This window comes from Campylobacter coli (assembly GCA_039516895.1).
GTDB classification, from domain to species: domain Bacteria; phylum Campylobacterota; class Campylobacteria; order Campylobacterales; family Campylobacteraceae; genus Campylobacter_D; species Campylobacter_D coli_B.
Window position 1 is genome coordinate 1262837 of the sequence record CP154437.1, and the last position, 14922, is coordinate 1277758.

General features: G+C 33.2%; 17 protein-coding genes and 1 other RNA gene. 1 reads left to right on the plus strand and 17 read right to left on the minus strand.

From position 1 onward, the window contains the following. Positions 1-11: 11 nt before the first annotated feature. Positions 12-581 (minus strand): elongation factor P, encoded by a 570-nt coding sequence (gene efp, locus AAID94_06330; GenBank protein ID XAK23457.1) that lies wholly within the window; start codon positions 579-581, stop codon positions 12-14. A gap of 108 nt (positions 582-689) precedes the next feature. Between efp and rnpB the strand changes: the two genes are divergently transcribed. Next, an RNA gene (rnpB, locus tag AAID94_06335) (RNase P RNA component class A) lies at positions 690-1012 on the plus strand. 3 nt (positions 1013-1015) lie between these two features. On the opposite strand, the gene AAID94_06340 is transcribed toward rnpB, so the two are convergent. The 16 genes from AAID94_06340 to AAID94_06415 form a co-directional block, all read right to left on the minus strand. After that, positions 1016-1288, minus strand: a complete 273-nt coding sequence (locus AAID94_06340) for a hypothetical protein (protein ID XAK23458.1) — start codon at positions 1286-1288, stop codon at positions 1016-1018. Next, complete coding sequence (gene fliS, locus AAID94_06345) at positions 1272-1655, minus strand: flagellar export chaperone FliS (protein ID XAK23459.1); 384 nt, start codon at positions 1653-1655, stop codon at positions 1272-1274. The genes AAID94_06340 and fliS overlap by 17 nt, the downstream gene beginning before the upstream one ends. 9 nt (positions 1656-1664) lie before the next feature. Beyond that, positions 1665-3614 (minus strand): flagellar filament capping protein FliD, encoded by a 1950-nt coding sequence (fliD, locus tag AAID94_06350; GenBank protein ID XAK23460.1) that lies wholly within the window; start codon positions 3612-3614, stop codon positions 1665-1667. A 1-nt stretch (position 3615) separates the two neighbouring features. Next, positions 3616-3984: a FlaG family protein gene (locus AAID94_06355; protein XAK23461.1), complete on the minus strand. Its 369-nt coding sequence runs from the start codon at positions 3982-3984 to the stop codon at positions 3616-3618. A 161-nt stretch (positions 3985-4145) separates the two neighbouring features. Next, the gene (locus AAID94_06360; protein XAK23462.1) at positions 4146-5951 is read right to left on the minus strand and encodes a menaquinone biosynthesis decarboxylase; all 1806 of its coding nucleotides are present in this window, start codon (positions 5949-5951) and stop codon (positions 4146-4148) included. Beyond that, complete coding sequence (hemC, locus tag AAID94_06365; GenBank protein XAK23463.1) at positions 5948-6874, minus strand: hydroxymethylbilane synthase; 927 nt, start codon at positions 6872-6874, stop codon at positions 5948-5950. The genes AAID94_06360 and hemC overlap by 4 nt, the downstream gene beginning before the upstream one ends. Next, entirely contained in the window at positions 6871-7257 is a 387-nt protein-coding gene (locus AAID94_06370) for an integral memnbrane protein (GenBank protein XAK23464.1), read from the minus strand. Before AAID94_06370 ends, hemC begins: the two co-directional genes overlap by 4 nt. Then, positions 7254-8963: a proline--tRNA ligase gene (locus tag AAID94_06375; GenBank protein ID XAK23465.1), complete on the minus strand. Its 1710-nt coding sequence runs from the start codon at positions 8961-8963 to the stop codon at positions 7254-7256. Before AAID94_06375 ends, AAID94_06370 begins: the two co-directional genes overlap by 4 nt. Further along, positions 8950-10245: a glutamyl-tRNA reductase gene (gene hemA, locus AAID94_06380; GenBank protein XAK23466.1), complete on the minus strand. Its 1296-nt coding sequence runs from the start codon at positions 10243-10245 to the stop codon at positions 8950-8952. The genes AAID94_06375 and hemA overlap by 14 nt, the downstream gene beginning before the upstream one ends. Beyond that, on the minus strand, positions 10245-11138 hold the full coding sequence (locus AAID94_06385) for a polyprenyl synthetase family protein (GenBank protein XAK23467.1): 894 nt from the start codon (positions 11136-11138) through the stop codon (positions 10245-10247). The genes hemA and AAID94_06385 overlap by 1 nt, the downstream gene beginning before the upstream one ends. A gap of 16 nt (positions 11139-11154) precedes the next feature. After that, positions 11155-11685 carry an exporting protein gene (locus tag AAID94_06390; GenBank protein XAK23468.1) on the minus strand — a complete coding sequence of 177 codons (531 nt, stop codon included), beginning with the start codon at positions 11683-11685 and terminating at the stop codon, positions 11155-11157. Continuing rightward, entirely contained in the window at positions 11685-11948 is a 264-nt protein-coding gene (locus AAID94_06395) for a DUF2018 family protein (GenBank protein ID XAK23469.1), read from the minus strand. The genes AAID94_06390 and AAID94_06395 overlap by 1 nt, the downstream gene beginning before the upstream one ends. Positions 11949-12076: 128 nt before the next feature. Then, entirely contained in the window at positions 12077-12634 is a 558-nt protein-coding gene (locus AAID94_06400) for a 2-oxoacid:acceptor oxidoreductase family protein (GenBank protein XAK23470.1), read from the minus strand. Further along, positions 12631-13476, minus strand: a complete 846-nt coding sequence (locus AAID94_06405) for a 2-oxoglutarate ferredoxin oxidoreductase subunit beta (GenBank protein ID XAK23471.1) — start codon at positions 13474-13476, stop codon at positions 12631-12633. Before AAID94_06405 ends, AAID94_06400 begins: the two co-directional genes overlap by 4 nt. A 1-nt stretch (position 13477) precedes the next feature. Beyond that, positions 13478-14602, minus strand: coding sequence for a 2-oxoglutarate synthase subunit alpha (locus AAID94_06410; protein ID XAK23472.1), 1125 nt, complete (start codon positions 14600-14602; stop codon positions 13478-13480). Between the two features lie 8 nt (positions 14603-14610). Next, positions 14611-14922 (minus strand): 4Fe-4S binding protein, encoded by a 312-nt coding sequence (locus AAID94_06415; protein XAK23473.1) that lies wholly within the window; start codon positions 14920-14922, stop codon positions 14611-14613.

A 14922-nucleotide genomic window follows, 5' to 3' on the forward strand; every position in this document is an offset into this window, starting at 1 on the left:
AAATTTGATATTTATTTATTAGCTCTTTCAATATACTCCCCGCGCACTGTATCAACGCGTATAACTTCACCCTCTAAAACATGAAAAGGAATTTGTACAACTGCACCTGTTTCAAGTGTAGCAGGTTTTTTGTTTGAACCTTGAGTATCGCCTTTAAAATTTGGAGCTGTTTCTACAATCTTAAGTTCTACAACTTGCGGAACTTCCACGCCGATAGCTTTGCCGTTGTGAAAAAGTACATCTACCATCATACCATCAAGCATCCATTTTTTTGCTTCCCCTACATCTTCATCACTGATTGCAACTTGCTCGTAAGATTCTGTATCCATAAATTGGCAATTTTCACCATCGTCATAAAGATACTGCATGGTTTTTTCTTCCAAATTTGGAGCTTCACATTTATCTCCTGCGTGAAAAGTTTTTTCTAAAACCTTACCATCAATAAAAGATTTGATTTTTATACGCACAAAAGCAGGACCTTTTCCTGGTTTTACATGTTGATATTCAACTATTTTAAAAGGAATTCCATCGATTTCGATTTTAAGCCCTTTTTTTAAATCACCCATTGAATAAGATGCCATAAATTTTCCTTTTTATATTAAAAATAAATTATAATTTTAACAAAAATTATTTGATATCACAATATAATTGATAATAAAATAAGCATTTTTTTGTTAGAATTTAGCTTTAAAGCATAGTAAATGCTCGCTTCTTTAAAAAGAAGAGGAAAGTCCGAGCTGCAAAAGACAAACATTCCATCTAACGGATGGCTAGGGCGACCTAAGGGACAGTGCAACAGAAAGAAAACTACCACGAAAGTGGAAAAGGTGAAACGGTGAGGTAAAAGCTTACCAGCGATTTTGGCAACAATTTCGGCTATGTAAACCCAATGTGCAGCAAGAAGGGATGGTTAAGGTCTTTATTTTAACCCTTCGCTTGATTTTGTTTGCGAAAACAAAACTAGATAAATGAGCATTCTAGACAGAACTCGGCTTATCGCTATGCTTTAAAAATTTTAATCTTTGAAATATTTTAAAGCTTTTTGAATTTTTTGAATTTCACAAGCTTTAGAATTCTTTTTTTCACTTATTAAAACAACCGCTTCTTGTAAAAGTGCTTTAACTTGACTTAAATTATCATTTAGTTTATCTTTTAACTCATCACTTTGAAAATCTCTTGCAAGATCTTCAAGCATTTTTTTTAAATCAAGTGTATTTAGCAAGCCTTCAAGCTTATTAACATCCTCTTGTATGAGCGCGAGTTTAAAATCACTAAGCCATTGCTTCATTACTATGCACTTCTCTCCAAGCTTCTAACAAGCCTTTAGTTACATTGATAACCTCATCAATCCTTGCTTCATTATTTTCTAAATTTGCCAAAGATAAAAGTTGAATCTCTCTTGTATAAAGACCGCTAAGATAATGAGCCACTTCGCCACCTTTTTCATAATCTAAAGTATTGATAAGCTCTATAAAAATAGCCGTAGTTCTTTTTACAAAATGCACTCTTTGTTCTATATCTTCGTTTCTTATCGCTACTTTAGCCCTTGAGCAAAAACGCAAAATTCCTTCATAAAGCATTTCGATAAGTTTTTGCGGAGATTCTATCCCCGCTTGATTTTGAGAATAAGCATTGTAGGCTAAATTATTTTGCATGATTTATCCTTAATTATTTGAATTATTTGCTGCATTAATCATATTTGTAACAGTAGTGAGTTGTTGATTAAGCTTATTTAGAATACTTTCATATTGCAACCATTGATTTGCCATAGTTTCATACCTAGTATCTATCAGTTTTTGGGCTGATTCTTTTGATTCAGTAAGAGCTTTTGTATCATTGGTTAAACTTTCATCATATTTTGTTAAAGAACCATCAGTTCCTGTTATACCCTGCAAGGTTGTTTTAAGCTGTGCAAAAACACCTGCACCCTCAACAGCTTCAGCTGCTATAGAAACTTGGCTCAAGCCAAATTGCTTAAGAAAATTATTATCCCCTTTAATCGCAAAGTCAGCATTCCCATCTGTTTTAAAATTAAGCTTAAAACCTTTTTCTCCATTTTGATTATAAGATTCAACCTTTACAGTTAAACCTTCAATCCCTTTACTATTGATATGGTCAGCTAATTTCTGAAGCATTTCTTGTTCTGTTGTGCCACTTAACTTAAAAGCTGTTCCATCGGCATTTTTAGACAAATCATAGGTTTCAAAATCACTTACAATTTGAAATTTGCCCGATTCGAAATCTATACCTTTACCATCATCTTCTGTTGTACTTAAATACTGACTGAGACTACCCTCTTTAATCAACTCTCCTGTATGATTTATATCTTTATATTGAGTAATGCCTGAAAAAAAGCTCTCGGCCATAGCTGTATCTTCTTTTACCTTGCTTTCAAAGGCAGAAGAATCAAAATTTAAAGTTCCTGATTCTGTCATGCTTAAACCATAATCTTGCAAAGAAAGCATAACCTTAGCGCTTACTTTATTACCATTAGCATCTTCTACTGTTCCATCCACTGATTGAGATTGAAAAAGTATCGAAACAATACTTGAACGTATAGAATTTACCTCAGTTACACCCTGTAAAGATCCTTTGGTTCCAGTTTCGCTGTTATAATCGGTTGCTGCGTTAAGATTTAAAACTAAATCATTATAAGCATCAACCATTTCTTGCATAGCTTGAGTGATAGACTCGCTATCTTGCTGAATATCAAAATTAATTTCACCCGTTTTATTTAAAGTCAGAGTAATTCCTACACCAATATCGGTAATAGTATTGCTCGATCTTGTCATCTTAATGCCATCCATGGTAAAATTAGCATTTTGAGCTTGTTGGATATGCAAAGGATTTTCAGCATTATCTATAATGCCTACGCCTTTTTTACTTGTAGCAGGATCAAAATCTTTATCACTTAAAGCTGTTTCATCAAGATTCCATCCTAATCTTTTAAATACTTCTGTTGCATTACTATCTACTTCATATTTTCCATTGCCATTTTTCGCACCTGGATAAAAACTTATAGCACTATCTTCGCCTGTTTCCTTGCTTGTCAAAGTTAAACGATATGGAGTGTCTTTTTCGCCTGTATTTACCATTTTAGCTACTATTTCTCCACCTGTAGCACTATTGATTTTATCTACTAAATCACTATAAGTTGTATTTTTATCTATGGTTACGGTGTATTCTTTACCTTTAGAAAAAAAGGTTAAATTTGTAGCACTTGCTAAACTTGCATTGATAAACCCTGTATCATTTGCTAAGCCTTTGCTTTGATAAACATCTTTTTGTGCAAGTTGAGTGACATTGATATTCATACTTTGCAAGGCCACACCCGAAGTAGCTGTAAGACTTGCAGGAGGATTATCTGTAATACTTGCCACAACCTTTCTCTTAGCAAAAGCAGTAGCATCTCCCAAAGAAGAAACCGCGCTTTGAAAAGTAGAAAGTTTAGTTTTAATCTCTGTTAAGTCTTTTTGTTTTGTTGTATTTTCTTCAATCTTTGTAGTATAAGGATTAACACGAGCTTGTTGCTCTGCTTCTTTTAATTTATCTATAGTTTCTTGTGTTAAAACCCCTGATCCAAATCCCAAACTTGATAAACTACCAAATGCCATTTTAACTCTCCTTATCAAAAATCATACCGATTACATCTCTAAAATATTCAGCCAATCTCATAGCTTCTTCGCTAGGAATTTGACGAATTTCTCTTCCGGTACTTTTCTCTGTCACGCTTATATACATTGAATCAATTTTATCGCTATATCCAAATCTGACATTAGTATCTAGCGAATCCATTTGCTCATTTAATTTTCGCACAATATCTGTCAATTTATTGTTCAAATTTCCTTGCTGTTTATCATCGCCTCCTTGGCTTTGATTTCCTCCAGCTTGAATATCTGAATTAGTTTGATGCGCTCCACTTGCTCTTTGAGCTAAATTCGCAAAAGCTGCATCTAACTGCCCATTTGCCTTTGATATTTCCATTTTAAAATCCTTTTTAAAATTTAATATTGCTGTTTAAAGGCTATATCGACAAAATTATAAATTTATGAATACTTTATAAAGAAAAATCTATTTTTCATTACAAAAAAATAACAAGCAAAAAGTGTGCCAAAAGTTATCAAAAAGCTGAATTTAAGATAGAATTAGCCTAGAATTTCAAATTTTGAAAAAAGTTCTGGGTTATTTTCCAAAATATTTCTTAAAATCAAATCCTCAATCACGCTTTTAGTACAATCAGTTTGTTTAGGCCAAACTCTTTCATAACCCTCCACTAAGCCTTTAGCAGTAGCATCAATCCCTACTCTATCTGCTTTAATAAAAATATCTCTTTTAGCGTCTATATTGTTTACCACACGCCATACAAGCATATAAGGATTTTCGAGTTTGTTATTGGTATCTAAAAATACTAAAATTCTAAAATGTTTTTTAAATTCCAAAAGTTTTTCAAAACTTTGCTCGATTTTTTCTTTTTTATCTAGCAAAATACAAACTATAGGACTTTTACTTTCTTTGTAAAATTGCTTTAGATCAACAAGCTCTATTTTGGTTTTAAAAAGCTCTAATAATTTTTCATCTTCTAAAATTTCAAGCTCTTCTACTATGGTTTCTTCACAAGCATCAAGCCCTGCCTTTCCTCCAAAGCAAGAATTAGGCGAAGCATGGTCTAATTGATCACAAATTCCTTCAGAAATTAAAATTTTATTTGCATTAAAACGATTTAAAATATAAGGTATTAATGTATCATAATCATCTAAATTTGGGGCTTTCTTATCTACAAAAATAGCATGCTTAACAAAGCTCATTTGTCCCACTCCCCAAAAAGCATGCATAATCTGCTGTGCATGAGCAGGGTATTTTGCATCAATTTTTGCCAAGATAAGATTATGAAAAACCCCATTTTCAGGCATTTTATAATCGATTAAATCAGGAACTGAAGTTTGCAAAAGGGGTAAAAATATTCTTTCAGTTCCAAGCCCCATAATCTTATCTTCTAAAGGAGGTTTTCCCACAACGGTTGCTTGATAAATAGCCTCTTTTTTGGTATAAATTTTTTCTACCTTCATCACAGGAAAAAGCTCTGCAGGAGTATAAAAACCCGTATGATCGCCAAAAGGTCCTTCGATTTTAAATTCTTCTAAATCCACATAACCCTCGATCACTATATCACTATCATAAGGCACAAAAATACCATTTTCACAAGGTGTCAGTTTGGCTGGAGTTTTTTTAATAAAACCATAAAGTAAAAGTTCAAAAATTCCTTTAGGCAAAGGAGCTTGAGAACACCAAATATAAAGAGGATCCCCACCTATGGCTATACTTACAGGCATTTTTTTAAAGCCAGCATTTTTATACTCGTGATAAAAATTTGCCCCATCTTTATGAATTTGCCAGTGCATTAAAAGCTCATTTTTATCGCTAACTTGCAAACGATACATACCAAGATTATTTTGAGTTTTATCCAAATTTTGTGTATAAACTTGCCCCATAGTAATAAATCTACCCGCATCTTCTTCCCAAGTCCTAAGTATAGGAAGTTCTTCAAGAGAATTTAAAAGCTCATAATCATACAAAGCTTTATCTGCTTTTAATCTTTTGGGTGGGACATTTTTAAGACTTAATAAATTCATAAAAAAATCTATTTTTGCTTTAAAACTAGTAGGAATATGAAGTTTGGTTAGCTTTGAAATTTCATCAGCTACCTCTTTATAATCTCGTCCAAAAGCCAAATTTAATGCTTTTTCATTACAAAAAGCATTCATCAAAACAGGAAATTTATATTGTTTATTGTTTCGTTTATCTACGGGATTTTTAAAAAGTAAAGCCTTACCATTTTCACCTTTTTTAGCTTCTATATAAGCTAAATGGGCGATTTCAAGATCTACATCTACAGGTTCTTCATACACTTTTAGCAAATCATTGTCTTTTAGAATTTTAATAAAATCTTTCATATCATACTTTCAGCTTTTTTCAGAATTTCTTTAGCTCCCTTGGCGATAAATTCCTTTGCTAAACTCTCACCAAAACCTTTAAATTCGCTTTTTTTAATCATTCTTTTTTCTTTTAAAATTTCACTACCATCAGGCAAACCAAGTATGGCACGCACACAAATCTCATCATTTAGAAGTTCTGCATTAATACCAATAGGCACTTGACATCCTCCTTCTAAAGTAGCGATAAATTCTCTTTCTATGGTAGTTTCTATCAAAGCATTGTCATCATTTAAACACTTTAAAAATTCTAAAATTTTTTCATCATCTATGCTCTCTATACCCAAAGCCCCTTGAGATGCTGCTGGGATTAGCTCATCTTTGCTAAATGCATAAACAAAATTCACTTGTTTACCTAAATCCAAACGCTTAATACCTGCCATAGCTAAGATAATCGCATCAAAATCCCCATTTTTTAATTTTTCTATACGAGAATTCACATTGCCACGCAAGGAAATAATTTCTAAATCAGGTCTTAATAATAAAAGTTGCATTTTGCGTCTAAGGCTTGTAGTGCCAATCCTTGCACCTTTTGGCAAAGAAAGAAAATCTTTATAATTTTGACTCAACATCGCATCATTGCTTTGTTCTCTTTTGCTGATCGCAGCCAAAACCAAACCTTGAGGAAAAAAACTTGGTACATCTTTTAAGCTATGCACAGCCAAATGTGCTTCATTTCTTAGCATACTTTCTTCTAGCTCCTTGGTAAAAAGCCCTTTACCCCCTATTTTTGCCAAGGGACTATCTAAGATCACATCTCCTTTAGTTTTAAAACCTTCTAAACGAACTGCTATGCCATGAGTTTTGCTTAAAAAATTTGCTATAAATTCACTTTGCCAAAGAGCTAATTGGCTTTTTCTTGTAGCTATGACAAGTTCTTTCATTTTTTCTCCTCTATGATTTCAACATCGATAATTTCTTCATCAGAAGTATTATTTTGCCTATAGTTTCTTTTGTATCTAGGTTTGGCAAAGTTAAAAATCAAGCCAAAACATAAAACAAAAAATCCAAAAATGCTCGTTACTATTCCTGGAAAGATAAACAAAAAAGCCGCCATTATAAAAGCAAACTGGGTAAGCATATTTTTAAAATCACTTATACGAAACTCAAGCATATTTTTCCAAAAAATTCCAAGCAAAATTACTCCAAAAATCATACTAGCCAAAATAAAAATTAAAAAATTTCCCAAACCAAAAAATACGATAAATAAAATACTTGCAACAAGTTCTAATAAAAAAAGCGGACTAAGGCTGAGCTTGTAATTCATTCTACACTCTTTTTAATAAAATCAAAAGCTTCTTTACTTGATAGAATTTTTTTCTCTAGTGTTTTTCTATCTATAAATTCTAGCTCATCCTTTTCTAAACCCTTACCCACAACCAAAGCATAAGGAAAGCCCATAAGCTCAAAATCATTCATCTTGACCCCAAAACGCTCATTTCTATCATCAAGTAAAACCTCAATGCCCACATTGCTTAAATCCTCATAAAGCTTGGTAGCAAATTCTAAAGACTTCTCGTCTTTGATGTTTGAAACTATAATTTCAAGTGTAAAAGGAGCTAAGGTTTTATTCCAAATACAACCCTTCTCATCATGATTTGCCTCAATCGCTACTGCAAGCAAGCGCGAAACTCCTATACCGTAGCATCCCATGTAAAAAGGCTTGCTTTTGCCATTTTCATCTAAGAAATTTGCATTCATAGCCTTAGAATATTTTTGCCCTAGTTTAAAAATATGCCCTACTTCTATACCCTTGCTTAATCTTAATTTTCCACCACATTTAGCACAACAATCATTTTCTTTAACTTCTACCAAATCCTTAAAACGATCCTTGTTTAAATTAACCACATCAATGCCTATCAAATGATAATCTTTTTCATTTGCTCCCATTATCATTTGTTTTTCGCCCTCAAGCTCTTTATCTAAATAAAAATCAACATTTTTCAAACCCACAAAGCCTATAAAACCTGCAACCAATCCCGCTTTTTCTAATTCTTCTTCGCTTGCATCTACAAGCTCAAGAGCACTGCAAGCGTTTTGTGCTTTAGTTTCTTGCAAATCATCACAACCGCGTATAAAAAATACAACTAATTTATTTTCATTTTCGTAAATAGCTTTTTTTACTACAGCTTTAATGGTATAAAAAGCATTGATTTTGAAAAATTGTGCTAAAGCTTCTATGGTTTTAACATCTGGAGTGTGAAATTTACTTGCATAATTTGCCTCAGGACGCTCTTCATCGCAAGTTTTATTGGCTCTAATTGCAGCTTCAACATTTGCAGCATAATCACAATTTTCACAAATTAAAATATCGTCCTCGCCATTTTTTGCCAAAACCATAAATTCTTTAGAACCACTTCCACCAATCGCTCCACTATCGGCATCAACAGCTCTAAATTCTAAGCCCATTCTTTGTAAGATTTGAGAATAAGTCTTATACATCAAATCAAATTCACGCGTTAAATCTTCTTCATTTGCATGAAAACTATAGCCATCTTTCATTAAAAATTCACGACATCTTAAAAGCCCAAATCTTGGTCTTGCTTCATCGCGAAATTTTAGCCCTATTTGATACAAATGCAAGGGAAGTTGTTTATAAGATGTGATTTTATTTTTTACCAAAGAAAGCATAGCCTCTTCATGCGTTGGACCTAGAACAAAATCATTTTCTTTTCTATCTTTAAAACGCAAAAGCTCTTTACCAAAAACATTATAACGCCCACTTTCTTGCCATAAAGTTGCTGGAGTCACAAAGCTCAAGCTTACTTCCTGTGCCCCTGCTTTATCCATTTCTTCTTTAACAATGGTGCGAATTTTATCCAATACTTTTTTTCCCAAAGGTAAAAAATTATAAAGCCCGCTACCGATTTGCTCAACAAAACCAGCACGTGTTAAAAAAATATGACTCGGTAAAGTCGCATCTTTTGGAGCCTCTTTAAGACTTGGTGCATATAATTTGCTAAATTTCATCATTATTCTCCATATTAAATTCACATGCGTATTGATTTAAACCTTCAAGATTGTTTTCTAAAGCAAAAATATAACGCATAGCATTAATCACTGTATCACTTTGCATTTTCCCTTGTAGATGCTTTAAATTTATAGTTGGAGTATGCAAAAAAGCCTTAAATACTTGATGGATTAATTTTCTTGCCTCTTCTTCATCAGAATGTTTTAAATATCCTTTATCTAAAGCGATTTGAAGCTGTTTGTTAGCACATTCTTTTGCTTGCAAGCGAATCGCTTTGATAATAGGAGTTAAAGCTAAATCATTTAAATATCTAAAAAATTCTGCCGTCTCACGCCCGATGATACCATACGCCATACGCGCTTCTTGTTCTCTTAAAGCCAAATTTTTTCGCACGACAACTTCAAGATCATCAACTGCAAAAACGGATACTTTTTCATTTTCACTGACATCAATATCTCGCGGTACAGCAATATCAAAAAAATATCTCTTATGAGAAACCTCATCGATTAAAGAATTTGTAATAATAGCACTTGAAGCATTGGTAGCTGAGAAAAAAAGCTCGTATTCATCAAGATATTTTTTTAAATTATTTAAACTATCGCACTCACTTAAAACACCTAATCTCTCACAAAGAATACGGGCTTTTTCTATATCTCGGTTTAATATTATAACCCTAGCTCCAGCAGCGATTAAATGCTTGGCTGCAAGCTCTCCCATCTCACCTGCACCTATAACGATAGCACTTTTTCCCTCTAAAGGCAAAAGTTCTTTAGCTTTGGCTACTGCCACGCTAGCAACAGAAATAGGATTTTTTGAAATTTGAGTTTCATTGCGAACCTTAGCTGCACATTTAAATGCACTGTGAATTGCTCTTGAAAGATGTACTGCACAAAAATTATTTTTTAAAGCAAAAGCAAAAGCATCTTTTAATTGTCCTGCAATTTGTGTTTCTCCAACAACCAAGCTATCAAGCGAACTTGCAACTGAAAAAAGATGATGAATAGCTCCGCTATCTTCGAAAATATCGGCTTTTTGAACCAAGCTTTCTTTGTCTACATTGCACAATAAAGCTAAGGATTTGATGATATATTCTGCACAAGCTTCTTTTACGTAAGCTACTATTTCTACACGATTGCAAGTGCTTATAACCAAGCATTCTTCAATATTTTCATGAATGCTTAGCAATCTCAAAAATTCATTTTTTTTCGCCTCATCAGAAAAACTCAATCTCTCTCTTAAAGAGATATCTGTATTTTTATGAGTAAAAGATATACAATAATACATTAAAAATCCCTATCTATCATAGCTTGAATTATACCTTGGAGTTTTTCATTAGAAAAATCTTTTATGGCTAATGCTGCTTGCTGGGCATATTCTTTAGCTTCCGATATAGCTTTATTTAAAGCTTTTGTTTCTTCAAATTTTATTTGCATCCATGTTTTTTCATCATTGTTTAAATCTTTTTGAAACAAATTCTTTAATTGGGTCCTATCCTCATCATTTAAATTTTCACAAAGATAAATATAAGGCAAAGTGGTTTTACCCTCTTTAAAATCATTCATAGCAGGTTTACCAAGGGTTTTTTCATCACCCTTGATATCTAAAATATCATCAATCATTTGAAATGCAAGGCCTAAATTTTTGCCATATTCCCCAAAAGCTTTTTCATCTAAATTTGCCAAAATAGCCCCGCACCTTGCACTTGCTTCGATTAAAACTGCGGTTTTATTATAAATCATCTTTAGATATTTATCTTTATCTGCATTAAAACTTTTGCTAAGCTCAACATCCATAAGCTCGCCCACAGCAAGCTTAACAACCGCATCTGAAATAATACTTGCAAAACAAGCATCTAGTTGGCTCAATTCATAAAAAGCTTTTGAATATAAAATATCTCCAAGCATAAGGGCGTTTTTTGTACCAAATTCAGCATTAACAGACTTTGCACCGCGTCTTAATTTGCTTTCATCTATGATATCATCATGCAACAAACTTGCTAAATGTATGAGTTCTATTGCGGCACAAATTTTATAAGAATTTGCATTTTCTCCTGCAATTGCTAAAAGTAACTTTGAACGCAATTTTTTGCCTGATTTGGTATTAGCAAGCATAGTTAAAACAGGCTCATAATCAAGCTCTTGCAAATATTGTTTTATCAAATCATCTATTGGTTGCACCCTATATCCTTCAAATTTAGTTTGTGGTATTTTCTCGTTGTATTAATGGTTTTACTTGAGGCTCATTAAAATCTATCATAGGCACTACTTGATTATTTTGAGGTGGATTTGTTAATTGCATTTTTCTTGGATCAAGAAATTTCACTTCAAGTCTAGAATCCTTATCTTCTATATACACAGTAAAAATTGCCTCGCCTTTTTTGTATTCGCTAAATTCTAAAATAAGTCTTGCTCTATCAATATGTGGATTTTTATAATCAGGAATTAAAGTTTGAGTTACCCAGTCCAAATTTCTTCTTAAACTCATCACAAATTGACGCGGATATTTGCGAAATTTAGAATGAACGACTATATTGGTATTATCAAACAAAGTCCAATAAAAATCGAAATTTTGAACCCCATTATCATAACCAAGCTCTTTAATCTCCACGCTAGCTCTCTCATCTTTTTTAAGTGTAAATTTATATGTATAATCAAAAACAGGAGCAGCATTTAAAACAATACAATTTGCCATCAAAGCAAAAAAAACCAAAAGCCTAATGCTCATTAGCCCTCATGTCCTAAAATTTTAGCACCTAATTCTATAAAAAGGTCATTTTGCCTTTCTTGAATAAAATCTCCATTTTCAAGTATAAAGCTTTTCACATCCATTTCATTGAAACCTTGTTTTTCTAAAAGCTCGATCATAGCAATATGATCAGCAAAAAAGTTTTCAAATACTTTTTCTAAGGCTCCTAAATTTCCATTTTGTATAATTTCTATAAATTTTTCCTTAGGAGTTTTATTAAACATTTCGTCAAAAATATCCATTGAATTTCCTTAATAAATATGTTTTTGATTATAAAATTTTAATCGTTAAAAGTAGCTAAATTAAAAAATGAAAAAGTTTAAAAATTTATTTTAAGAAGCAATAAATTTGGGAATAAACCCAAATTTATTTAAGAATGAGCTTTAGTTTCTTGTGCGTATTTAACACCTAAATCAAAAGCTTTAGAATTTGCATCTCTTGTTTTAGCTGGAACCATATGAAGCATAGTTTCTTTAAGAATATCCAAATCAATACATTTACTCATATAAGCGGCAATAGCCAATGCAACAACTGATTGAGTAGCCACATTACCTACTTCATCTTTAGCTATAGTAATGATAGGAATTTCAAAAATTTGCCATTTTTTATAATCTTCGCTTTCAGGATGAACCAAATTCGGCTCTACAACTATGATACCACCCTCTTTTACTCCACCGCGAAAGCCTTTGTAACCCTTATCTGCAGTTGAAAGCATAAAGTCTACTTCGCCCTCTACTGCATAAGGAAAAAGAATTTCTTTATCATCAATGATAATATCAACCTTAGTTGGACCTCCACGCACTTGGGAAGTATAAGTTGAAGCTTTAAAAGCTTGACGACCTTCTTTGATCGCTGCTTCAGCTAAAATTTCTCCTGCGGTGATAACACCTTGACCACCCTCACCACCAAATCTTAATTGATATTTCATTTTAAGGCTCCTAAATCAACCATTCTTTTTTCTTTGGCTGCACGACGCACTTCTTCATAAGCATGACAATATTCTGGCTGCGTGCTATCTTCATATAAAACACCTGTTGGGAATTTGTCTTTTCTTTCTTCAAAATCCATACTTTCAAATTTAGACTTATCCACAACACGATTTTTAATCCAATCAAGCATAGCCACTGCTTCACCCATTTTATTTTTTCTACCTAGGTTAATATGGCAGTTTGAGAAAACATCAACAAAGCTATAACCTTTGTGTGCTAAAGCTTTATAAATTAAATTTTCTAATTTATTTGCCTCAATAACATTTCCTCTTGCTACAAAAGAAGCTCCAGCAGCTTTAGTTAATTCACAAGCATCAAAATTTGGATCAATATTTCCAAATTGCGCAGTTACTGTATAAAAACCTTTTGGAGTAGTTGGAGAAGTTTGGGAATTAGTAAGCCCATAAATAAAGTTATTGATTACAATATGAGTTAAATCTATATTTCTACGACATCCATGTATAGTATGATTTCCACCAATTGCCAAAGTATCGCCATCACCACTTACTACAATAACATGTTTGCTAGGATTGGCTAGTTTTATGCCTGTCGCATAAGCAATAGCTCTACCATGAGTAGTGTGCACGGTATTGCAATTTACATAAGAGCTCATTCTACCGCTACATCCTATACCTGAAACAAGACAAACATCGTCCATATTCCAACCCAGCTTTTCTATCGCACGGATAATACATTTTAAAACTACACCATCACCACAACCCCAACACCATTGAGTAGGAAGTTTATCAGTTCTTAAATATTCATCATAATTAAATGCCATTTTATATATTCTCCTTTACTTTAGCAATGATTTCGCTAGGTGTTATAGGACGGCCATTTGCACGATGTAAGCTAATAAAATCGCGACGAGAACTTACTCTTTCAATCTCCTCAAGATATTGTCCCATATTTAATTCGCTTACCATTACTTTTTTAAATTTGCTTACTACTTCAGCAATTTTCTTTTCAGCTACAGGATAAAGCGTGATAGGGCGGAAAAGTCCTACCTTAATACCTTCTTCTCTAAGCCTATTGATAGCTTCTTTGGCAGAACGACTTACGCTTCCATAAGCTATAATTAAAAATTCAGCATCATCAAGCATATACTCTTCATAAGTACAAATATCATCTTGGTTATTTTTAATTTTACCTATAAGTCTTTCTATGTTTTTCTTAACTATAGCGCCATCTTCTGTTGGAAAACCTATATCTCCATGATGAAGTCCAGTTACATGATAGCGATAGCCAGTAAAAAATGGATTGAGTGTTGCAGGTTCGTTTTCGCCCGCCGCATAAGGTTTATAATCTTTTTTATCGCCTGTGAATTTTTTACGGTTAATAATTTCTATATCTTTTAAATCAGGTAATACCGCTTTACCATTCATATGCCCTACAGTTTCATCCATAAGTAAAAACACAGGAGTCATATATTTTTCAGCTAAATTAAACGCTCTTATGGTTTCTGTATAAGCTTCTTCTAGGCTCGCTGGTGCGATAGCTACACTGGCAAAATCCCCATGAGTAGGTGCTTTTGCTTGAAACAAATCTCCTTGAGCCACCCTTGTTGGAAGACCTGTTGAAGGACCACCACGCATAACATTTACGATAACAAGTGGAATTTCAGCGATAAACGCAAGACCGATTTGCTCTGCTTTTAGTGAAATTCCAGGACCACTACTTGCAGTCATTGATTTTACACCGCTCATAGCAGCACCGATAGTCACACTCACACCTGAAATTTCATCTTCCATTTGTATAAAAGTTCCATCATTTGCAGGAAGCATATGGCTTAATTCATGTGCAATTTCAGAACTTGGTGTAATAGGATAACCCCCAAAAAATTTACATCCACAATCAATTGCTGCTTTTGCAATTAAAACATTACCTGTTGCTATAACTTCTCTCATTGTCTTTCCTATGCTAATTTTTTATATTTATTATTTTTTACTGCTACGGCTCTATCTTTAGCCTCTGGAGTCAGTTTGGCAAATTTAAATTCATCTCTTTTTGCCACCATAATAGCAAAATCTGGACAATGTGTTTCGCACTCAGTACAACCTATACAGGACTCAGGGTGTACAACCTCTATCATTTGTCCCAAAACCGCATGAACATCATCGCGCATAGCTAAAACCCCTGCAGGGCAATAGCTAACGCAGATATTGCAAGCTTTACATCTATGCTCATCTACCCAAACAGGGGTATCTTTTGGAGCTGCTATACTCAT